Annotated in this window: 23 protein-coding genes; 15 read left to right on the top strand and 8 right to left on the bottom strand. The window is 27.5% G+C overall.

Translation table 11 applies throughout. The annotated features are described in order from the left end of the window. Positions 1–46: 46 nt before the first annotated feature. The 6 genes from QOR43_RS07320 to mutL all read right to left on the bottom strand — a co-directional run bounded on the left by QOR43_RS07320 (position 47) and on the right by mutL (position 8,754). A complete protein-coding gene (locus QOR43_RS07320; protein ID WP_265134803.1) occupies positions 47–1,789 on the bottom strand; it encodes a ComEC/Rec2 family competence protein in 1,743 nt (580 codons plus the stop codon). After that, a complete protein-coding gene (locus QOR43_RS07315; protein ID WP_265134804.1) occupies positions 1,786–2,412 on the bottom strand; it encodes a VTT domain-containing protein in 627 nt (208 codons plus the stop codon). The genes QOR43_RS07320 and QOR43_RS07315 overlap by 4 nt, the downstream gene beginning before the upstream one ends. 68 nt (positions 2,413–2,480) lie before the next feature. Continuing rightward, entirely contained in the window at positions 2,481–4,115 is a 1,635-nt protein-coding gene (gene groL / locus QOR43_RS07310; RefSeq protein WP_265134805.1) for a chaperonin GroEL, read from the bottom strand. Positions 4,116–4,142: 27 nt separating this feature from the next. Beyond that, positions 4,143–4,436, bottom strand: coding sequence for a co-chaperone GroES (gene groES / locus QOR43_RS07305; RefSeq protein ID WP_265134806.1), 294 nt, complete (start codon positions 4,434–4,436; stop codon positions 4,143–4,145). 168 nt (positions 4,437–4,604) lie between these two features. Then, entirely contained in the window at positions 4,605–7,199 is a 2,595-nt protein-coding gene (gene glnD / locus QOR43_RS07300) for a [protein-PII] uridylyltransferase (RefSeq protein ID WP_265134807.1), read from the bottom strand. Between the two features lies 1 nt (position 7,200). Beyond that, a complete protein-coding gene (gene mutL, locus QOR43_RS07295; protein WP_265134808.1) occupies positions 7,201–8,754 on the bottom strand; it encodes a DNA mismatch repair endonuclease MutL in 1,554 nt (517 codons plus the stop codon). 83 nt (positions 8,755–8,837) lie between these two features. Between mutL and QOR43_RS07290 the strand changes: the two genes are divergently transcribed. The 6 genes from QOR43_RS07290 to QOR43_RS07265 all read left to right on the top strand — a co-directional run bounded on the left by QOR43_RS07290 (position 8,838) and on the right by QOR43_RS07265 (position 12,623). Then, on the top strand, positions 8,838–9,164 hold the full coding sequence (locus tag QOR43_RS07290; RefSeq protein ID WP_265134809.1) for a DUF5335 domain-containing protein: 327 nt from the start codon (positions 8,838–8,840) through the stop codon (positions 9,162–9,164). Positions 9,165–9,262: 98 nt separating this feature from the next. After that, positions 9,263–9,409 (top strand): hypothetical protein, encoded by a 147-nt coding sequence (locus QOR43_RS07285; RefSeq protein WP_265134810.1) that lies wholly within the window; start codon positions 9,263–9,265, stop codon positions 9,407–9,409. A 31-nt stretch (positions 9,410–9,440) separates the two neighbouring features. Beyond that, on the top strand, positions 9,441–10,238 hold the full coding sequence (locus tag QOR43_RS07280; protein WP_265134811.1) for a 2-amino-3,7-dideoxy-D-threo-hept-6-ulosonate synthase: 798 nt from the start codon (positions 9,441–9,443) through the stop codon (positions 10,236–10,238). Continuing rightward, positions 10,235–11,179 (top strand): UDP-glucuronic acid decarboxylase family protein, encoded by a 945-nt coding sequence (locus tag QOR43_RS07275; protein ID WP_265134812.1) that lies wholly within the window; start codon positions 10,235–10,237, stop codon positions 11,177–11,179. Before QOR43_RS07280 ends, QOR43_RS07275 begins: the two co-directional genes overlap by 4 nt. Before the next feature lie 190 nt (positions 11,180–11,369). Further along, positions 11,370–11,570 (top strand): hypothetical protein, encoded by a 201-nt coding sequence (locus QOR43_RS07270; RefSeq protein ID WP_265134813.1) that lies wholly within the window; start codon positions 11,370–11,372, stop codon positions 11,568–11,570. Positions 11,571–11,576: 6 nt separating this feature from the next. Next, complete coding sequence (locus QOR43_RS07265; protein WP_265134814.1) at positions 11,577–12,623, top strand: AI-2E family transporter; 1,047 nt, start codon at positions 11,577–11,579, stop codon at positions 12,621–12,623. Here QOR43_RS07265 and QOR43_RS07260 read toward each other — a convergent pair whose 3' ends face one another. Then, positions 12,624–13,292 (bottom strand): IclR family transcriptional regulator, encoded by a 669-nt coding sequence (locus tag QOR43_RS07260; protein WP_265134815.1) that lies wholly within the window; start codon positions 13,290–13,292, stop codon positions 12,624–12,626. Between the two features lie 66 nt (positions 13,293–13,358). Between QOR43_RS07260 and miaA the strand changes: the two genes are divergently transcribed. The 9 genes from miaA to QOR43_RS07215 are packed head-to-tail and all read left to right on the top strand — an operon-like array spanning position 13,359 to position 20,836. Continuing rightward, positions 13,359–14,255: a tRNA (adenosine(37)-N6)-dimethylallyltransferase MiaA gene (miaA, locus tag QOR43_RS07255; RefSeq protein ID WP_265134816.1), complete on the top strand. Its 897-nt coding sequence runs from the start codon at positions 13,359–13,361 to the stop codon at positions 14,253–14,255. Positions 14,256–14,283: 28 nt separating this feature from the next. Beyond that, positions 14,284–15,582, top strand: a complete 1,299-nt coding sequence (gene hemA / locus QOR43_RS07250; RefSeq protein ID WP_265134817.1) for a glutamyl-tRNA reductase — start codon at positions 14,284–14,286, stop codon at positions 15,580–15,582. After that, a complete protein-coding gene (gene lptC / locus QOR43_RS07245; protein WP_265134818.1) occupies positions 15,575–16,108 on the top strand; it encodes an LPS export ABC transporter periplasmic protein LptC in 534 nt (177 codons plus the stop codon). The genes hemA and lptC overlap by 8 nt, the downstream gene beginning before the upstream one ends. Next, a complete protein-coding gene (gene lptA / locus QOR43_RS07240; RefSeq protein ID WP_265134819.1) occupies positions 16,105–16,590 on the top strand; it encodes a lipopolysaccharide transport periplasmic protein LptA in 486 nt (161 codons plus the stop codon). Before lptC ends, lptA begins: the two co-directional genes overlap by 4 nt. Then, entirely contained in the window at positions 16,562–17,851 is a 1,290-nt protein-coding gene (gene aroA, locus QOR43_RS07235; RefSeq protein ID WP_265134820.1) for a 3-phosphoshikimate 1-carboxyvinyltransferase, read from the top strand. Before lptA ends, aroA begins: the two co-directional genes overlap by 29 nt. A gap of 11 nt (positions 17,852–17,862) precedes the next feature. Continuing rightward, on the top strand, positions 17,863–19,131 hold the full coding sequence (locus QOR43_RS07230; RefSeq protein WP_265134821.1) for a beta-barrel assembly-enhancing protease: 1,269 nt from the start codon (positions 17,863–17,865) through the stop codon (positions 19,129–19,131). A 1-nt stretch (position 19,132) separates the two neighbouring features. Further along, on the top strand, positions 19,133–19,279 hold the full coding sequence (locus QOR43_RS07225; protein WP_283571463.1) for a hypothetical protein: 147 nt from the start codon (positions 19,133–19,135) through the stop codon (positions 19,277–19,279). 23 nt (positions 19,280–19,302) lie between these two features. Beyond that, positions 19,303–20,028 carry a hypothetical protein gene (locus QOR43_RS07220; RefSeq protein WP_265134823.1) on the top strand — a complete coding sequence of 242 codons (726 nt, stop codon included), beginning with the start codon at positions 19,303–19,305 and terminating at the stop codon, positions 20,026–20,028. Further along, entirely contained in the window at positions 19,988–20,836 is an 849-nt protein-coding gene (locus QOR43_RS07215; RefSeq protein WP_345782864.1) for a transposase, read from the top strand. The genes QOR43_RS07220 and QOR43_RS07215 overlap by 41 nt, the downstream gene beginning before the upstream one ends. Here the strand turns inward: QOR43_RS07215 and QOR43_RS07210 are convergent. After that, positions 20,823–21,026 carry a transposase gene (locus QOR43_RS07210; RefSeq protein WP_283571462.1) on the bottom strand — a complete coding sequence of 68 codons (204 nt, stop codon included), beginning with the start codon at positions 21,024–21,026 and terminating at the stop codon, positions 20,823–20,825. The genes QOR43_RS07215 and QOR43_RS07210 overlap by 14 nt on opposite strands. Positions 21,027–21,185 lie beyond the last annotated feature (159 nt).

Below are 21,185 nucleotides of genomic sequence, written 5' to 3'. Positions count from 1 at the left end.
TTATTATTGTTATTTCATATTTTATATGGAAATATTTTTTAAATAATTAATCCAGCTTTAAAAAATTATTAATATTTTCAATTTTATAAGGTTTATCTTTATAAATTATCTGTATATTATCTTCCTGCTTAGATAAAACAAAATCTTCAAATTTTAAGCCATCTTTGTATTCTATCACTTCTTCAAAAATATTAAAAATCCTATCATCTACAAAATTTAACTCATTTTTATCAATAATATATATTTTTTCTTTGCAATTTTCTTTATTTATCAGATTTTTTACATCAAAAATTAAATATCTTCCAAGATAATAACAATTTCCGGTTTTTGTTTTTATAAATAAAAATGGATATTTTTTAGTTTCAAATACATAAATTTTATTATACTCAGATTTTTCTTTTGAGATATCCAAAAATATGGCAGTAGTTATTAAAATAATTGTAATTCTTAAAATTGTTTTGATATTAAATATAAATATTCCGGTTAATATAAGCAGATAAACACTTATTGCAAATATTGATGGATTAAATCCTACAAAGTAGCCACCTATACCATTAAAGAAATCCACAATTTTATAAAAAATAATTCCAATATAATCCATACTTTTAGCTAAAAACTGATTTTGAAAGATTGTCATAATATTTAAAAATCCAATAGCAAGATAAGGATATAAAGGCAAGCTTGCAATCGGAGTAGCTATTATAGATATTATTGAAAATCCACCAAAATAATAAAGAACTACCGGCATAGTAAATAAAACAGCTACTATGGATATTAAAATAGAACTTATGAAAAATGTTAAAACCGGATTTTTTAAATCAATTTTGTAATTATTAATAAATAAAATTATTCCAAGAGTTGCTAAAAAAGAAAGTTGAAAACTGATAGAAAAAAGAGAATCCGGAGATATTAATAATATAATAAAACCTACAAAAAACAGGATATTTAAATTGTTTGATTTTATATAAAGTATCTTAGAAAGTAAAAAAAGATTTATCATAAAAACAGCCCTTACTACCGGAGCTTGTAATCCGGTAAAAATAGCATAAAAAGGCAGTAAAATCATCAAAATTATATATCTAACTCTTTCATTTAAGAAAAACAGAAAAAAATTTAATATAAAAGCCAAAATAGCAACATGAAAGCCGCTTATGGCAAGTAGATGGCTCAAACCAGTATAACTGAATTTAGATTTTGTTTCTTCTTGTAATTTGCCTTTTTCACCAAATATTAGGGCTAAACCTATGCCGAGAAGCTGCGGATTTATTGAGTATTTTTGATAATTTTGTATCATTTTTTCTTTTAGATTAAAAATTGTATATAAAGGATTATTAGAATTATCAACCTTCAAAAATCCTTCTATTGGTGAAACAATAATATCTTTATCTTTTATATAAGCTTTACCAAAAAGTTGTAATCTTGAAAGAAAATATATATTTTGAGCTTCTGTTTTTATTTTTATTTCTTTGTTTATAAGCTCTGTATTATCAGAATCTAAAATTTTACAGCTAAAAGATTTTTTCTCTGTTGCAATAGAAGGTAAAGAATTGACTACACATTCTATATAAACCGGATTTTGAATAAAATTTGGTATCTCTTTATAAGAAATATAAAAACCGATTAAAATTGTTGCTATATTTAAAATAATAAAACCAATTAAATCTTTGAATATATAAGATAAAAATAAAAAAATTAGGATAAATGCAGGATGGATATTTATATTAAAATAATTATTTAACAAAATACCGGTTAATAAAGAAAGAAAAAGATAAAAAAATGGATAAATCATTTTATTTTATGTTTTATATAACCTATTATCCCCGGTAAAATTGTAATTAATATAATAGCATAAATTGCTATTGTTAGATTATTTTTGATTATTGGAATATTTCCGAAAAAATAACCACCAAGTATAAAAAGAGAGCTCCATAAGAAAGCTCCTAAGATGTTATAAAAATTAAATCTTTTACTATCCATATTTCCAATACCGGCTACAAATGGAACAAAAGTTCTGAAAAAGGGCAAAAATCTTGATAAAACGATAGCTTTTCCACCGTGTTTATTATAAAATTCTTTTGTTTTTAATATATTTTCTTTTGTTAAAAATGGAATTTTATAATTATTTTTCAGTATTTTTTCCCCAAGATATTTTCCGATATTATAATTCACAATATTACCGGTAATTGCAGCAAGCATTAAAAGAGGATAAACAATATAGATATTTAAAATTTTCGCAGAAGATAAAATTCCTACTATAAAAAGTAGAGAATCACCGGGTAAAAATGGAGTTATTACAAATCCTGTTTCTGAAAAAATAACAAAAAATAATATCAAATAAACCCAATTTCCATAGCTTTGGACTAATATATCAAGATATTTATCAAGATGTAAGAATATATCTATTATTTCCAAAATTTCTCCGAAAATTTTTATAAAAAAAATAAAGCCCGGCATTCGCCGGGCTGTTTTGTTATTTTATGTTAAAATTCCATATCTCCCATTCCACCGCCTGCACCTGGGAGTTTTTCTTCTTTTTCTTTAATTTCTGCTACGAGGCATTCTGCCGTAAGCATTGTTCCTGCAACAGATGCGGCATTTTGAAGAGCTGTTCTTACTACTTTTGTTGGGTCTATTATACCAGCTTCAATCATATCTACAAATTCACCGGTAGCTGCGTTAAATCCGTAATTGATATTATCAGAATCTTTAATTTTCTCTATTACGATAGAGCCTTCAAATCCAGCATTGTAAGCTATTTGTTTCATTGGAACTTTGCAAGCATTTTTAACTATTTTTATTCCCCAAGCTTTATCAGTGTTTTCTTCATTGATATTACATAATGCTCTTGAAGCTCTGTATAATGCTACTCCACCACCTGGAACGATACCTTCTTCAACAGCAGCTTTTGTAGCATGAACAGCATCATCTACTCTATCTTTTTTCTCTTTAAGTTCTGCTTCTGTAGCAGCACCTACTTTTATTATAGCTACACCACCTGATAATTTAGCAAGTCTTTCTTGTAATTTTTCTTTATCATATTCAGAAGTAGTAGTTGCTATTTGATTTTTGATTTGTTCTATTCTTGCTTTAATATCTTCTGGATTTCCTTTTCCACCAATAATTGTTGTGTTATCTTTATCTACAACTACTTTATCTGCTTTTCCAAGCATATCAAGGTCAACAGATTCAAGTTTAATGCCAAGGTCTTCTGTTACTGCTGTTCCACCTGTTAAGATAGCTATATCTTGAAGCATAGCTTTTCTTCTTTCACCAAATCCAGGAGCTTTTACAGCACAAACTTTTAATACTCCTTTTATATGGTTAACAACTAATGTAGCAAGAGCTTCTCCTTCAACATCTTCTGCTATTATAAGTAAAGGTCTGTTTGTTTGAACTACTTTTTCAAGAACAGGTAAAAGTTCTCTTATGTTGTTTATTTTTTTCTCATAAATGAGGATATAAGGATTTTCTAAAACGCATTCCATTTTTTCCGGATTTGTTACAAAATATGGAGATAAATATCCTCTATCAAACTGCATACCTTCTGTTACTTCTAAGATTGTTTCTGCTGTTTTTGATTCTTCTACTGTAATTACTCCATCTTTTCCAACTTTTTCCATTGCATCAGCTATTATTTTTCCAATTTCTGGGTCATTGTTTGCAGATATTGTTGCAACTTGTTCTATTTCTTTTCTTCCTGAAACAGGTTTAGACATTTTTTTGAGTTCTTCTATGATTATTTTAACAGCTTCATCTATTCCTCTTTTTACATAAACAGGATTAGCACCTGAAGCTATTGCTTTTAATCCTTCTTCATAAATAGCCTGTGTTAATATTGTAGCAGTAGTTGTTCCATCACCTGCTACATCTGCTGTTTTAGAAGCAACTTCTTTAACAAGTTGTGCTGCCATGTTTTCATAAGGGTCAGCAAGTTCTATTTCCTTAGCTACAGATACTCCGTCTTTTGTTACAGCTGGAGAACCCCATTTTTTCTCTAAGATAACTTCTCTTCCTCTTGGTCCAAGTGTTACTTTTACAGCATTAGCAAGTTTGTCAACACCTGCTTTTAATTTTGCTCTTGCTTCATCACCATAAACTAATTTTTTTGCTGCCATCTATGACACCTCCTTTTATTTTTTTTCTTACTCAATTATTGCAAGAATATCATCTTCTCTTAAGATAATAAGCTCTTCGCCATCTACTTTAACTTCATTTCCGGCATATTTGCTGAAATATACTTTATCCCCTACTTTTACTTTGAGAGGAACCACATTACCATTTTCAAGAACTCTACCTTCTCCTACTGCTACAACTTCACCAATTTGTGGTTTTTCTTTTGCGGTATCCGGTATAATGATACCTGTTGGAGTTTTTGCTACTTCTTCTTCTACTCTTTTAATAACTACTCTGTCATAGAGAGGTTTTAATTTTGCCATCTCTTCTTTACCTCCTTTTTAAATATTATTTTTATTTTATAATAAACCAAAAAATTCATTTTGTCAAGGGTTATGATAAAAAATTTTAGCATATTTTACTCATATAATATAATTATAATAAAAGCATATTTTAAAAAGTTATTATCTGACAAATCTTTAAAAAATAGCTTAAACCTTTATGACTTGTAGTAATTTTTCTTTTATATTTTGAAGTAGCTCCTTGTCATTTATTTTTGTTTTTTCTTTTGACCTGACATAAAAGGCATCCCTTGCTCTTGTTCCTTGTGTTGAAACTTTTGCAAGATGAACATATATATCAAAATCTGAAAAAACTTTGATTATGTCAAATAATAATCCTATTCTATCTTCTGCTGAGACATCAAAAATTGTGTAAATTTCAGAAGATTCATTATCTATTTTTACAAAGGTCGGTGGTGGAATTATGGAAGGTCTAAAACCTTTTTGTCTTTTTTTCATAATATCTTCCAATGTAAGCTCATTGTTTAATATTTTTTGTAGTATATTTAAAAATTGGTTGAATTTATTTTCATCTATTGATTCATATAAAGATGTTGAAATTTGTAAATCAATAACCACAATATTATCCTTTCTTGTATAACTATATACCGAAAGAATATTTATATTTAAGGATGTCAATATTCCGGTAATAATAAGTAAAGGATTTTCTATATCTTTTATAACAATTGAAACTTCTGAAAATCCGGCTCCTGTTTTTTCTTCAAAAGAATAAGCAAATTTTTTATTATTTTTAAGAATATCTTCTTCCATTAAGATATGTTTTACTGCATCATCAAGCATTACCGATACTATATAATAATCAGAGAATCTATTAAGATGATAATTTGCTCTTTCTTCTCCAATTTCTGCTGTAAGTAATAATTTTAATTTCTCTCTTTTTTCTTTTAATTTCAAAGAAAAAATCTCTTCAGCAGATACTCCTTTTTCAAAAACTTCAAGGGTTTTATAATAAAGCTCCCATAATAAAGCATTTTTCCAATCATTCCAAACATTTGGTGCAACTGCATTGGCATCACACCATGTTAAAACTGTAAGCATTTTTAGAACTTCTTTATTTTTTACTATCTTTACAAAATCTTCAATAACTTTTGGTTCATTTAGATTTCTGCGTTGGGATATATGAGCCATATCAAGATGATGTAATACAAGCTCTGAAACAACTTTTGAATCTGCACTATTATATCCAAATCTTTCAAGGATTTCTCTTGCCATTTGAGAGCCAAGAATACTATGGTCTTGTTTATGACCTTTTCCTATATCGTGTAAAAATATAGCCCAAATTAATAAATCTTTTCTTTTTATATCTTTGTATAATTCATACATCTGTTTTTTTTCAGGAGAGTCTAACTGCCTTAAATTTTCAAGCTCTTCCACAGATTTTATTGCATGGGCATCTGTTGTGTATTTATGATAATGGTCGTATTGAAAATGGCATCTTTGATAGCCAAATTCCGGTATTAAATCATCTAAAATGTAAAGTTCTTGCATCTTTCTAAGGGTTTTTGGCAAGTTTGATACATCGCTAAATAATTCTCTGATAATATTTTTCATCTCTTCTGTTAATTGTTTATTTTTTAATTTTCTTTCATTTTTACGAAGTAAATATTCAAGTTTTGGTGAAAAATCTAATCCATATTTTTTATAATATTTAAAAGCTTTTAATATATTTAAATCATCTTTTTCAAATTTTTCTTCATTGATAATATCTATCTCAGAAGATGTTTTTATAAACAAATCATCTATTGGCTCAAAAACTTCATATTCTTCTTTTTTAAGTAGTATTTTTAATATTCTTTTAGTTATGCTGTTTATAGATTTTGCATTTAGATAATAAAGTTTCATCATTTCTTCAACGCTTTCTCTTATAGATTCATAATCATTTATATCTTTAACATATCCGAGTTTTTTTGCTACTTCTTCTTGAAGTGGAAAAACAAGAACATCACATTTTTTATTGCAAAGTAGATGCATCTGATTTCTTATTCTTAATAAAAATTCGTAAGCATTCATCAATTCTTTATAATCTTCTTCCAAGATATATTTTTTTTCTACAAAAGATTTATAATCTTTAAAATCCGGCTCTAAAACTTTTGCTATCCAATAAACTTCGTGAAAATCTCTTAATCCACCTTCTCCTTCTTTTATATGTGGTTCCATCATATAGATACTGCTTCCGGTAGATTGGTACCTTACTTTTCTTGATTTTAAAGTAGCTTCTATATAGGCTTCTTTCTTTGCTTTTATAACTTTTTTAAATTTTGAGATTAATCTCTCATAAATCTCCGGATTTCCACATAAAAATCTACCTTGAAGTAAAGCAGTTGTTATTGTTAAATCCTGTTTTGATAAATCTAAAAATGTTTTTATATTTCTTGGCGAAAATCCCAGGTCTACTTTTAAATCTAACAATGAGTAATAAAAGCTCTCTATACCGGCTTCTAACTCTTTTATATCATCTGCATCATACACAAGGGCAATATCTATATCAGATTTAAAACAAAGCTCTCTTCTACCATAACCACCAAGAACAACAATTGCTATCTTGTTAATATCCGGAAAAGATAAATTAGCAAAAGCTTTTATAGTTTCATCGGTTAAGTCAGAAAGTTGATTTACTATATCAAGGGCATTTTCTCCGGCATAATGTTTTCTTATTAACTCATTTTTTTTCTCAAAATAGTTATTTAAAATCTGTTTTTTTGCATCTATATCAAGAACCTGCATTTTAACTCCTTCCTACATATTTTTTTATTTCTTCTACAGGAATTTTATAATAAATCGGTCTTCCATGAGGACAGAGAATCGGATTTTCCGTTTCTATCCATTCTTTTATTAGCTTTTCTGCTTCTTCTTTTCTTAGTTTATCTCCGGCAGTTATAGAATAATGGCAAGATAGTTTTTCTGCAATCTTTTTTATTAACTTTTCAATATCTTTTTCTCCACTTTCTAAAATTTCTATCAAAATATTATAGCTTTCTGTTTGTGTAAGTTTTTCCGGAATAGATAAGATATTCATATTTTCATCAAATCTGTATCCTACTTTTTCAAGATTTTCTTTTAATATCTCAAAATTAAATTTTCCTTGTGGTGATAACTCTAATTTAATTGGATTTTTTAAGTTTTTTGAAGATAAAAACTCTTTACTATCTTTTATAAATTTTTCATACAAAATTCTTTCATTTACTACATGCTGATCTAAAATATATAAATCACCTTTATAATATCCTACAATAAAGCTATCTTCTATCTGACCGAGTATATCAAATTTATCTGTTTTATATTTTGAAATTTGCTGATTTAAAGAAAAACTGATTTCTTTTCTTTCTTTTTTAAAAGGATTTAAGCTAATTGAAAATGCTTCTTTTATCAAATTAGAAACAGCAGTATCATCAGAAAATTTAATTTCCATTTTAGAAGGATGGACATTATAATCAACAAAAAAGCTCGGAAATTCAAAAAACAGAATATAACCTTTTTCTCCGATTAAATTTTTTACAGTTTTTGAGATAAGTTGGTTTTTTACCGGTCTTTTATTTACAAATATAAAATTTTTTTTGTTTTTGAGATTAATATCTACAAAACCATATATTTTCCCTTTTTCATTTTCATAATCTATTACAACTAAATCTTTTGCAAAATTTGATGAAAATAATAATCCAATTCTATCTTCTAAGGTAGATGGATAAAGATTATAGACTTCTTTTTTATCAATAACCAATCTAAAATATTTATCAGAATGTAGAATTGCATAATAGCTAAAAATATTTATTATATGTTGAAGTTCTGTATTGTCAGATTTTAAAAATTTTAATCTTGCCGGTGTATTAAAAAATAAATCTTCTACATCTATTTTTGTTCCGAGAGGAGAAGCAGTCTGATTTAAATATTTAAATTTCCCTCCTTCTATATAAAGTTGGCTACCTACCGGCTGCTGTATTGTTCTTGAAGTTATTCTTAATTTTGAAACAGAAGATATAGAAGCAAGGGCTTCCCCTCTAAATCCATAACTTTTTAAACTATATAAATCTTCTTCTTTTTCTATCTTTGAGCTAAAATGTCTTTTAACTGCATTTATCATATCTTCCTGAAATATTCCTTCTCCATTATCTTTTACCGAGATTAATTTCTTTCCGCCTTTTTCAATAAAAATTTCTATCTTATTAGCATTTGCATCTATGGAATTTTCTATTAATTCTTTTAAAACATTTGCCGGTCTTTCAACTACTTCTCCGGCAGCTATCTTATTTATAACTTCATCCGGAATAGGTTTAATTTTCATTATTTCCTCTTGACTATCTTAAAATTAATCTTATTATAAAATAATAGCAGTAACAAAAAAAATCAAAAAAAAGGAGGACAAAGATGGTAAGAAAGTTAGAAAAGCAAGAATGGGAGAAGTTTTTTGACAATGTTTCAAAAAATTTAGGTGCAAGATTAGTAGAAATTGAAATAGTAAATGAAGAAATAGGAGACCAAGTGGAAACAGAAGCACAACCATTGGTAGGCTTATTTTATGACCCAAAAGATGATGAGTTTGTAGTAGAAGCAGAACATCATACCCATATCATTCCAAAACCAAAAGAAATATATGTAGAAGAAGATATTGATGGATTAAAATTGGTTGAAGTTATCAAAGAAGATGGAGAAAAAGAAATAATAAGAATTAAAACTCCTCAAAGTTTAAAATAAAACAGATTAGATTTATATGGCTCCCTGTAAAGGGAGCTTTTATATAAAATTCATATGAGGTCAACTGATGTTTTAAAAACTACCTCATTAAAGGTTATGTGATAAATGAAAGAAGGCTTACGGAAGAAAAATTAAAAGAAATTGAAAGCACAATAAAATTTATAAAGGAAAATATTAACGCACCTATTGTTACTGCAAAATACCAAATAAAAAAGAAAATTCTATCATTTTTTGATAAAATATAAGAAAAGATTTTTAAAATGGAGGTTTTTTTAAATGTCAATTGGAAAAAAGGTTAGATTGGAAAGAATTATAAATAGAGAAACCGGAAAAACAGTTATGGTTCCTATGGATCATGGTGTTAGCTCCGGTCCAATAAAAGGAATAATAGATTTGAAAGAAACAATAAATCAGATAGCAGAAGGTGGAGCAAATGCAATTATTCTCCATAAAGGTATGGTAAGAGCCGGACATAGAGGAAAAGGCAAAGATTTAGGTTTAATTGTTCATATGTCTGCTTCAACAGATTTATCATTAAGAAAAAATGATAAAGTTTTAGTTTGCACAGTAGAAGAAGCTATAAAACTTGGTGCAGATGGAGTTTCTATCCATGTAAATATAGGTGCAGAAGATGAAAAACAGATGCTTAAAGATTTTGGAGAAGTATCTAAAAGATGTGAAGAATGGCAAATGCCTTTACTTGCAATGATGTATTATAGAGGACCCGAGGTAAAAAATCCTTATGACCCAAAGGCTATAGCTCATATTGCAAGAGTTGCAGCAGAGCTTGGAGCAGATATTGTAAAAGTTCCTTATACCGGAAATCCTGAAACATTTAGAGAAGTCGTAGAAGGCTGTCCTGTACCAGTAGTTATAGCCGGAGGTCCAAAAACAGATACAGATGAAGCTCTTTTAAAAATGGTTTATGATGCAGTAGTAGTAGCAGGATGTGCCGGTTTATCCATAGGAAGAAATATATTCCAGCATGAAAATGTAGCTAAAATAACAAATGTATTATCTAAAATAGTTCACGAAGGACTTAGCGTAGAAGAGGCTTTAAAACTTTTATCTTGAATATTCTTATTACCGGTGTAGCTGGATTTATAGGAAGTTATTTAGCAGAAAAATTTTTATCAGAAGGCTTTTATGTAATAGGTTTAGATAACTTTCTTACTGGCAAACAGGAAAATATAGCCCATTTGCTGAAAAATAAAAATTTTCATTTTATCCATTATAATGTTGTAAATTATATTTATATAGATAAAAAGATAGATATAGTTTTACATTTTGCCTGTCCCGCAAGTCCGGTAGATTATTTGAATTATCCTATTCAGACAATGAAAGTAAACTCCCTTGGAACATTAAATACTCTTGGATTTGCAAAAGCTAAAAAAGCAAGATATATATTTGCCTCTACTTCTGAAATATATGGTAATCCTGAAAAGCATCCTCAATCAGAAGATTATTTTGGAAATGTAAATCCGGTAGGTATTCGTTCAGTTTACGATGAAGCAAAAAGATTTTCAGAAGCGATGTGTATGGCTTATCATAGAGAACATAATATAGATATTAGAATAGTTAGAATATTTAATACCTATGGTCCAAGGATGAGATTAAATGATGGAAGAGTTATTCCAAATTTTGTATATCAGGCATTGAAAAATGAAGATATAACTATTTATGGTGATGGTAATCAAACCAGAAGCTTTTGCTATATAGACGATTTGATTGAAGCAATTTATAAAATTAGTATAACAGACAATCTAAATGGCGAAATATTTAATGTAGGAAATCCGCAGGAGATAAAAATCATTGATTTAGCAAAAAAAATAATACAATTATCAAACTCAAAATCTAAAATTGTTTTTAAACCACCTTTAGAAGATGACCCAAAAAGAAGATGTCCGGATATATCAAAGATAAAAAATAAATTAAATTGGGAACCAAAAATTTCACTTGACAAAGGATTAAAATTTACTATAGATTATATACAGAAAGTTGCAAATTATGAATAAGTAAAAAAATTAATATTTAAAAATGATTGATTTTATAACATACTATGATAAAATATTAATGTAAATTAATTAGAATTGTGTTTAACATATTTCCTTGCATTAATATTTGCAAGGGTTGATTAAAGTAAATAAATGGAAGTGTAAAATTTATTTTTTAAATGCAAACCTGTTCTGCAGAGAGACATTATCTATGCCGACAGGGATTAGTAGTTATTGTAGTGGTTTAAATGCAGGATTTTCTGCATACCACAGATTATTACAGAAACAAAGTTTAATTTGGAGGTTTAAAGCTATGAAAGCTTGGATGCCTATGATTATCATGACAGCTTTTACAATCTTAACAGGAATTATCGCTTTTGTTGGCGGTATGTTAAAGAAAGGGGAAGAGTAATATAAATTGTTTTCAGATTTTGAAAAGATAGGGAATATATTTTTTCTACTTTCTTTTCTTTCTTTTCTTTTAATTAGTTATTTTATATTTGAGCCATTTTTAGAAGTAATAGTTTTATCAATTATAGTTGTTCTTATTTTTTATCCTTTATATCAAAAAATAAATAATAAAATAAAAAAAGATTGGCTTTCTTCTTTGATAGCCACTTTCATAGTTGCTTTTACCTTTCTTGTGCCTATATCTATATTGATTTTATTTTTATCAAAGGAAATTATAGAATTAATACCTTCCATTGAACAAAATTTATCTAATCCACAACAGCTTATACAATCTATTTTATCTATTCCTATAATATCTCAAATTTATCAGAAATATGGCTCTGTAGAGATAGATATATATCAGATTATAAAAAATGTTTTCGGTTATTTATCCGTATTTTTGTTTGAAAAAGGAAAAATTTTTGCTACTAATATAACGATTTTTATAATAGAGATATTTTTAATGATTATTACTGTTTTCTTTTTATTTAAAGATGGGGATAAATTATATAAAAGAATATACTCTGTAATACCACTTAGACCAAAAGAAAAAGATTTTTTATTTTATAAATCTTATGTTGCAATTAAAGGAGTTATTCTTGGCTCTGTTGCTGTTGCAATAGCCCAAGCAACCCTCGGATTTATAGGATATTTCGTTGCCGGTATTAAATATAGTTTATTTCTTGGATTCTTGACATTTATTGCTGCATTTATACCTTTTGGAGGAGCTTCTCTTGTTTGGATTCCGGTTGCTTTTATGGTATTTTTTAGTAAGGGAATTTTAGCCGGAATTATCTTCTTTTTATATGGAACATTTGTAATAAGTTTGGTTGATAATATTATAAGACCTGTTGTGGTCAGTAGCCATGTAGATATTCATCCTATGATTTTATTTTTTACGATTTTAGGTGGTATTAACTTTTTTGGAATACTCGGTATATTCATAGCTCCAGTTGTTATTGTTTTAACCAATACTTTTATAGATTTATTTAAAGAAAGATACAATATCGAATAATTAAGGTAAAACTATATTTAACATATGATTAATTTCTCTTGCTGTTTTTAATAATTTATCCTTTATAATGCCTTCTGCATTGGTTTGGTTTAATCTGCTGATTGGAGCTACTACTGATAAACCTGATATTACATGACCGGTTTCATCTCTTATTACCGTTGCTACTTCAGATACTTCCGGTTCTGCTCCTTCTATATCTATTTCATATATATCACCTGTTTCTTTTTTACCTCTTAAAATGGCTCTACCGGCTGCTGTTTTTTCCGCATTGTATCTTTTTGCTACTCTTGAATTTACCAAAACCGAAGATTTACTTTCTTTGTTATATATGTATATTAAATCATTATTATGCAAAACTGAAAGATATACGGTTTCATTTAGCTCATCTCTTAATTTTTTTATAAATGGTCTTACTGTGTCAAAAAAGGCAAGATTTTTTATATAAGCATATTCCAAAGATAAAGTTTTAACACCAAGTTTATAATCTCCGCTTTCATCTTGCTCTATAAATCCTTTAACTTGAAGAGTAGCCAATAATCTAAAAACATTATTTTTGTTTAAACCGAGAATATTACTTAAATCGGTAACACCAAGCTTATAATGCTCTTTTAATGCTTCGATCAAATCAAGAGCTTTTTCAACAGAAGTTTTAGCCCCTTTCTTTTGCATTTTTTTCAAATTCTCCGATAATATATTATTTTTAATAAAAAATTATATCATAAATAAGAGGTGTTAATGAAAAATATAATTGTGATAACCGGAGCAACAGCAACCGGTAAAACAAAATTATCAATACAACTTGCAAAACAGATAGACGCTGAAATTATAAGTGCAGATTCTATGATGGTTTATAAATATATGGATATAGGTACTGCCAAACCTACTATGGAAGAAATGGAAAATATACCACACCATCTTATAGATATTGTAGAGCCTTCTTATAACTTTACGGCAAAAGATTTTGTAGATTATTTTGATAATGTTATAAAAAATATAAAAAATAAAAATGTTATAGTATCCGGTGGAACATGGCTTTATTTACAACTTGCATTATTTGGTATGTCAGAAGCACCGGCAGGAAATTGGGAAATCAGAAAAAAATTATATGAAAAAAATAACCAAGAACTTTGGGAAGAACTCCAAAAATATGACAAAGAATATGCCGAAAAAATACATCCAAATGACAAAAGAAGAATTATAAGAGCCTTAGAAGTATATTATATGACAGGCAAACCATTTTCTTTATATCAAAAAGAGCATAACTTTAAAAATAAAAGATATAATTTCGTAGGATTTATAATAGAAAGAGATAAACAAGAGTTGATGGAAAGAATAGAAAAAAGAGTAGAAGATATGTTTGAAAAAGGTTTAATTGAAGAAGTAAAAAACCTTATAAATATGGGATTTGAGGAAGCAATTACTGCAAAACAGGCAATTGGCTATAAAGAGATTATTCCTTATTTAAAAGGAGAAATATCTTTGGAAGAAGCAAAAGAGAATATAAAGAAAAACACAAAAGATTTTGCAAAAAGACAGATAAGGACATTTAGAAATAAAACGGATTTTAAAGTCATAAATTTATCTAAAACGGCAGAAAAAGATTTTATAGATGAGATAAAAAAATTGTTATAATATTTAATATTTTTAAGATGGAGAAAAGATGGTTATTTTTGCAACCGGATTAAATTACAAAACAGCACCTGTTAATATAAGAGAAAAATTTGCCATATCGGAAAGCTCTTATCAAGATGTTATAAACAATATATCACAGATAGAACAAATATATGAAATATGTCTTATCTCTACATGCAACAGGGTTGAGTTTTATGGTGTAGCAACAGATGATATTGATAATCTAAAAAAAGAGATACTTAGAAAATTATCCCAATTTTCAAATATACCGGTTTTTGAGCTTGAAAAATATATCTTTTTTTACACAGACAGAGAAGCTATAAGACATATATTTAGAGTTTCTTCAAGTTTAGATTCTATGGTTATTGGAGAGCCACAGATTGTTTGCCAATTTAAAGAATCTTTTTTAAAAGCAATAGAGTTAAAAACTGCAAGACATATAATGACTAAATTATTTGATAAAGCAATGCAGGTTTCAAAAAAGATAAGAACAAAAACAGGTATATCTAAAAGAGCAGTATCTATAAGCTATGCAGCAGTCCAGCTTGCGAAAAAGATTTTCGGAGATTTATCAGATAAAAATGTATTGCTTATAGGTGCCGGTGAAATGGCAGAACTTGCAGCAAAACATCTTATGGCTACCGGTGTAAAACATATATTTGTGTCAAATAGAACTTTTGAAAAAGCAGTAGAGCTTGCAAACCATTTTTCTGGAAGTGCTATAAGATTTGATAAAATTACAGAATTTTTACCGGAAGTTGATATTGTTATAACATCTACCGGTGCAAATAAACCAATTTTAACAAAAGAAGATATAAAAAAAGCAATCAAAAATAAACAAAATCCTATATTTATAATAGATATATCTGTCCCAAGAAATGTTGAAGAAGAAGTTAATAAACTTGAAGGAGTTTATCTTTATAATATAGATGATTTAAAAAATATTGTTAATTCAAATCTTGAAGAAAGAAAATTAGAAGCAATTACTGCCCAGATGATACTTGAAGAAGAAATTGATAAATTTGAAAAATGGCTTGCAGTTCAAAAAGTAGCACCATTAATTACCCAAATCAGAGAATATGCAGAGCAGATAAAACAATATCAATTATCAAAACTTTTTCAAAAATTACCATACTTATCAGAAGAAGAAAAACAGCAGATAGAACTTGCAATGAACTCTTTAATAAATAAATTACTTCACAGACCAACAATGTATATAAAACAAAAAGTTGAAAAAGATGAAAACAGCCTAAAAGATTTACAAGAAATATTTAGTCCAAAATGGGATTACAGAAAATCAGAAAAGAACAAAGTAGAAAATGATTAAGAAATTGAGAAATAAATTAAAAAAAGGGTTTTTATTTTTAATATTTTTATTATTTATAGCTTTTTTATTTGACCAATTGAATAACTATATTCAAGAATTAGATTTATCTAAGATAGAATATAAAGAAGCAGTAATAAATGATATCATTTTAGTTTCAAAAGGAGAAAAAGATTATATCTTAGTTGCAAAACAAGCAGTAGAAAAAGGTAGAGAAATATATATGAAAGAGCCAAATCTAAATTATAAAAAAAATGAAGATTATATAAATATATCATCTAAAAATGCAGTTTACAGAAAAGATACAGGATTATTAACATTATATGAAGATGTAGTCTTAAAAAAAGATGATTTAAATGTATATACTGAGCTTATTAATATAGATACACAAAAAAATATAGCATTTAATGATAGAAAAACTTATATAAAATCGGATAAAATAAATATAGAAGGGATAAATTTGTGGAGTGATTTGAAGGAAAATATTAAACTTGAAAAAACAATAACTTATATAAGAGGTAATAAATGAAAAAAATTTTAATATTTTTATTAATTTTGGCAAATATAGCCTTTGGGCAGGAAAATAAAAAATCAGAACCGGTAATTATTAATGCAGATAAGCTTGAATATAATAATAAAGAAAAAGTTGCAATATATACCGGAAATGTGGATGTGAAAAAAGGAAATATGCAATTAAAAGCAGATATAGTGAAGATATTCTTAGATGAAAAATCTGATGTTTCAAGAATTTTAGCAATAGGTAATGTATGGTTTCAAAAAGAAGATAAATGGGGTAAAGCAAAAGAAGGTGAATATATAAAATCTCAAGATATGATAATACTACGTGGAGATGCAGAACTACATCAAGCAGATAATGTAGTAGAAGGAGATGAGATAAGATATATAATTTCAGAAGAAAAATCTTTTGTAGATAAAAAAACAAAAAGAGTTAGAACAATATTTTTCCCAAAGGAGAAAACTGATGGAAAAGAAAATAAGCAAAGTAAATAGGTTATTAGGTAGATTACGGGTTCCTTCTGATAAATCTATATCCCATAGGTCTATAATTCTTACTTCTCTTGCAAAAGGAGTTAGCACTGTAAAAAATTTTTTAAAAGCCGGAGATACAATAACAACATTAAATACTTATAAAAAGCTCGGTGTAAATATTTATGAAAAAAATGAAGTAATTTATGTAGAAGGAAAAGGATTATATCTTTCTGAACCGGAAGATATTTTAAATATGGAAAATTCAGGGACAACAACCAGATTAACAGCCGGAGTAATAGCAGGAAATAACATATTTGCAGCTTTTACCGGTGATAATAGTTTAAGAAAAAGACCTATGAAAAGAGTTTTAGAACCATTAAGACAGATGGGAGCAGTAGCAGATGGAAGAAAAAATGGAGAATATTTACCATTTTATATAAGAGGTGGAAATTTAAAAGGAATAGAATTCTTTAATGAAAAATCATCTGCACAGGTAAAATCTGCATTACTATTAGCCGGATTATATGCCCAAGGAAAAACAACAATAACCGAACCTATTATATCAAGAGACCATACAGAAAAAATGTTAAAAAGTATGGGAGCAGATATAACCATAGAGCAAGATGAATTTTATAAAGTAAGTATAAATCCATCAGGAGAATTAAATCCAATAGAGATAGATGTGCCGGCAGACCCATCTTCAGCAGCATTTTTTATAGCAGCAGCAACCATAGTGCCAAATTCAGAAATATTATTAAAAGATGTTCTTATAAATAAAACAAGAGATGGATTTATTAGAAAGTTAAAAGAGATGGGAGCAAATATAGAATATATAAACCAAAGAGAGCAAGCAGGCGAACCGGTAGCAGATATATTAGTAAAATCAGCACAGCTGAAAGCAACCAAAGTTTCAAAAGAAGAAGTTCCATCTATGATTGATGAGATACCACTTCTTGCAATTATTGCTACACAGGCAGAAGGAGAAACAATAATAACCGGTGCTTCTGAGTTAAGGGTAAAAGAAAGTGATAGAATAAAAGCAGTTGTAGAAAATCTAAAAGCCCTCGGCTTACAGGCAGAAGAGTTACCGGATGGAATGATAATAAAAGGAAAACAAAAGGTAAAAGGTGGAATAATAAATAGCTATAAAGACCACAGGATAGCAATGGGATTTAGTATCCTTGGACTGATAGCAGAAGAGGGAATAAAAATAATAGATGCAGATTGTGTATTTATATCTTATCCTGAGTTTTATACCCATTTAGAAAAAATTATTGAATAAGGTAAGTAAAAATGAAGAAGTTAATATTATTAATTCTACTACCTTTTATTTTAATATCCTGTGCCGAAGTTCAAGACCCATTAACCGGTAAAAAAACATTTACATTACTTCCTGAGCAAGAAGAAATAGCAATAGGACAGAAAGTAGTCCCTCAAGCAATAGAAGAAAATGAAGGTCAATATCCAGATGAAGAAGTAAGAAAATATATATCAAACTTAGGATGGAAAATAGCTACCGTTACCCCAAGAAAATTAGATTATAAATTTTATATAGTAAATTCCAATGAGTTAAATGCTTTTGCTTTACCCGGTGGCTTTATATTTATAAATAAAGGATTAGTAGAAAAATTAAACAATGAATCAGAGCTTGCAGGAGTAATAGCCCATGAACTTGGTCACGTAAATGCAAGGCATCACGCTAAATTCTTAGAAAAACAATATGGTATAAATATTCTTTTAAATATTTTATCTATCTCTATCTCCAACTCCCAATACTACAATGTTGTAATGAATCTTGCATCTATATCTGCAAATCTACTTACTTTAAAATTTAGTAGAGACCAAGAAAGTGAAGCAGATGCCCTTGGAGTTAGATTTAGTTATCAAGCAGGATATGACCCAAATGGTTTAGTTGAAACATTTTATATATTTAAAGAGTTAGAAAAAAGCTCTCCTCCTGAATGGCTACTTACCCACCCATTACCGGATACAAGAATACAAAATGTAAAAAATTTAATAGCAACATACCCAAAAAGAGCATTTTTAAAAAAAGATTCTCAGGAATTTCAATATATAAAATCTAAAATATTAAAGCAAAATAAATCTTTTGAGCTTATAAATCAAGCAAAAAATGATATAACTCAGAAAAATTTTGATTTAGCCCTGAGAAAAATAAATGAAGCAATATCTATATATCCACAAAACAGTCTTGCATATACATATAGAGCTTATATTTATTTGGTAAAAAAAGATTATAATAATGCATTAAATGATAGCTATAAAGCAATAAATATAGATAATTTATATTTTAGACCTAAACTATTTGCCGGAATAGCTCTTACAAGATTAAATAAAAATGAAGAAGCTATAAATATCCTAAATCAAGCTATTTCTCTTATACCGGATAATCCAGATAGCTATTATTATCTTGGTTTGAATTATGAAGCCACAAGAAGATACCAAAAAGCTGCACAAAGTTATAATATGGCACTAAAATTAACTGACGGAAAAAGAGGCTGGGAACCGGATGCCCAAGCAAGATTAAGAAGATTAACAGGATAAAATGAATATGATAAAAATCATAAATTATGTTAAAATAAACAATATGAAGAAGATATATAGCTATATATTTAGCTTATCGCTATGTTTTAATATAGCTTACGCAGAAGATATAGTTCATTATTTTTATAAAACTTATATAAAATTATAACAAAAGATTGTATAATATTACAAATGAAATCCTATAAAAGAGCATTAAACATTAGGATAAGTGGAAAGCAAAGAAAAGAAAGAGTTTTAGATTTACAATACGAATTAGCACATTTTAGAAATCTACTTGTTATATTTAACCAAATCTATTACAAAAATTATGGATATATCATTTTAAACGAAAGTTATTTATTTAATCTATTATCAGATAAACCATATAGACCAAGAGATACAAAAGATGAAAATGGCAATATTAAAAAATCTAAACAAGAAAAATTAAAGGAATATGATGTTATTTTGCAAAACATTGAGAAAAATCAAGAGTTAAAAGATTTTATAGTTAAACTAAAACAGCAAAAAGATAAGATAAAAAACAATTATGCAGTCCAATCGGTAATAAGGCAGTATATAAAGGATTATAATAGCTATTTTAGTTCTTTAAAAGAATACGCAAGAAATCCAAGCAAATTCAGAGGAAAACCAAAACCACCGAAAGCTAAGAAATTAAAGAATATTATATCTTTTACAGTTGAGTTAAATGCTAATAGCTTTGATATTATAGAGGATAAATATCTATTAGTTAGATTAACATTTGATGATGAAAATTCTAAATATATAAAAGTTAAATTACCGGAATATATAGATAGAGAAAAAATAAAATCCATAAGAATAAAAACCATAGGAACTGATGCTTATATTGATGTGATTTATACAAAAATATATAGCAGGAATAGATTTAGGACTAAATAATCTGCTTACAATATTCAGTAATAATCCAAGTTTAAGAACATTAATAATTAGTGGTAAAGAGATAAAATCCTTTAATCAATGGTTTAATAAAGAAAAAGCAAAATTACAATCAGAAATAGATTTATTGCAAAATCGGATGAATAAGTTATCAGAAAATAGTTTAAATACTGATAATCTTAGATTAGAACGAAAAGAGTTAATAAATAAACAAAAACAACTATCGGCATTCAGAGAAAGATATTTAAATAATATTTTTCATCAAATAACAAGAAAGATAGCAGACTATCTATATGAAACCGGACATAAAAAAGTTATAATAGGCAATGGAGCAACAAATAGTAAAGATGGAATAGATTTAGGAAATAAAACCAATCAACATTTTGTAAGTATACCATTTAGAAAGATAATTGATATGCTAAAGTATAAACTTGAAGAATATGGAATAGAAACAGAAGAAACTTCAGAAGAATTTACCAGCAAAACATCACCATTTGCAAATTTAAATAAAGTCTTAAAGATAGGAGAAGAATATTTAAAGGCAAAAAAAGAAAAAAACAAGGAAAAAGAAAAACAGTTAGGAAAAGAATTAGAAAAACTTTATCAAGGAAAAAGAATAAAAAGAGGATTATTTAAGGATTTTATAACCGGTAAAATATTTAATGCAGATGCAGTAGGAAGTTATAACATATTAAGAAAAGTGGCTATGCCACTAATAAATAACACTAAACTATTAGTTGACAAATTATCAAGACTAATTAAGTTAAAATTATACCAAAACCGAAAAGGAATGATAATTATATCACATTAAAAGCCTCCTTAATATAAGGATAAAAAGTTAAACTCTTAAGATGGTTTTCTGATAAAGAATTTATTACATCAAAAAGTTTTTCTTCTAACTTATCTAAACTTTCAAAAATCTTATTCTTAAAATGTTTTTTTATATCTTGAAATACTCTTTCTACCGGATTTAATTCAGGTGAATACGGTGGTAATACCAAAACAATGATATAATAACCCTTATGAAGATAATAGATATGAGGGTAATAGATATGAAGGTAATAGATAAAAAGCTAATAGAAGAAGATATAATAGAACTAAAAAAGCTTCAAAAAACGATAAAGCATAGAAGATTTGTTCCGAGAATTCAAATGTTAATT

Origin of the sequence: Venenivibrio stagnispumantis, from assembly GCF_900182795.1 — a bacterium.
GTDB lineage: Bacteria > Aquificota > Aquificia > Aquificales > Hydrogenothermaceae > Venenivibrio > Venenivibrio stagnispumantis.
The sequence above is the reverse complement of the archived record's forward strand: the minus strand, read 5'-3'. Positions and strand labels throughout refer to the sequence as shown.

Excerpts from the sequence above, each read along its gene's own strand:
- QOR43_RS07320 (WP_265134803.1), bottom strand. The coding sequence starts at position 1,789 with ATGATTTATCCATTTTTTTATCTTTTTCTTTCTTTATTAACCGGTATT.
- groL (WP_265134805.1), bottom strand. The coding sequence starts at position 4,115 with ATGGCAGCAAAAAAATTAGTTTATGGTGATGAAGCAAGAGCAAAATTA.
- groES (WP_265134806.1), bottom strand. The coding sequence starts at position 4,436 with ATGGCAAAATTAAAACCTCTCTATGACAGAGTAGTTATTAAAAGAGTA.
- glnD (WP_265134807.1), bottom strand. The coding sequence starts at position 7,199 with ATGCAGGTTCTTGATATAGATGCAAAAAAACAGATTTTAAATAACTAT.
- mutL (WP_265134808.1), bottom strand. The coding sequence starts at position 8,754 with ATGAAAATTAAACCTATTCCGGATGAAGTTATAAATAAGATAGCTGCC.
- QOR43_RS07290 (WP_265134809.1), top strand. The coding sequence starts at position 8,838 with ATGGTAAGAAAGTTAGAAAAGCAAGAATGGGAGAAGTTTTTTGACAAT.
- QOR43_RS07280 (WP_265134811.1), top strand. The coding sequence starts at position 9,441 with ATGTCAATTGGAAAAAAGGTTAGATTGGAAAGAATTATAAATAGAGAA.
- QOR43_RS07270 (WP_265134813.1), top strand. The coding sequence starts at position 11,370 with ATGCCGACAGGGATTAGTAGTTATTGTAGTGGTTTAAATGCAGGATTT.
- QOR43_RS07260 (WP_265134815.1), bottom strand. The coding sequence starts at position 13,292 with ATGCAAAAGAAAGGGGCTAAAACTTCTGTTGAAAAAGCTCTTGATTTG.
- miaA (WP_265134816.1), top strand. The coding sequence starts at position 13,359 with ATGAAAAATATAATTGTGATAACCGGAGCAACAGCAACCGGTAAAACA.
- hemA (WP_265134817.1), top strand. The coding sequence starts at position 14,284 with ATGGTTATTTTTGCAACCGGATTAAATTACAAAACAGCACCTGTTAAT.
- lptC (WP_265134818.1), top strand. The coding sequence starts at position 15,575 with ATGATTAAGAAATTGAGAAATAAATTAAAAAAAGGGTTTTTATTTTTA.
- lptA (WP_265134819.1), top strand. The coding sequence starts at position 16,105 with ATGAAAAAAATTTTAATATTTTTATTAATTTTGGCAAATATAGCCTTT.
- aroA (WP_265134820.1), top strand. The coding sequence starts at position 16,562 with ATGGAAAAGAAAATAAGCAAAGTAAATAGGTTATTAGGTAGATTACGG.
- QOR43_RS07230 (WP_265134821.1), top strand. The coding sequence starts at position 17,863 with ATGAAGAAGTTAATATTATTAATTCTACTACCTTTTATTTTAATATCC.
- QOR43_RS07225 (WP_283571463.1), top strand. The coding sequence starts at position 19,133 with ATGAATATGATAAAAATCATAAATTATGTTAAAATAAACAATATGAAG.
- QOR43_RS07220 (WP_265134823.1), top strand. The coding sequence starts at position 19,303 with ATGAAATCCTATAAAAGAGCATTAAACATTAGGATAAGTGGAAAGCAA.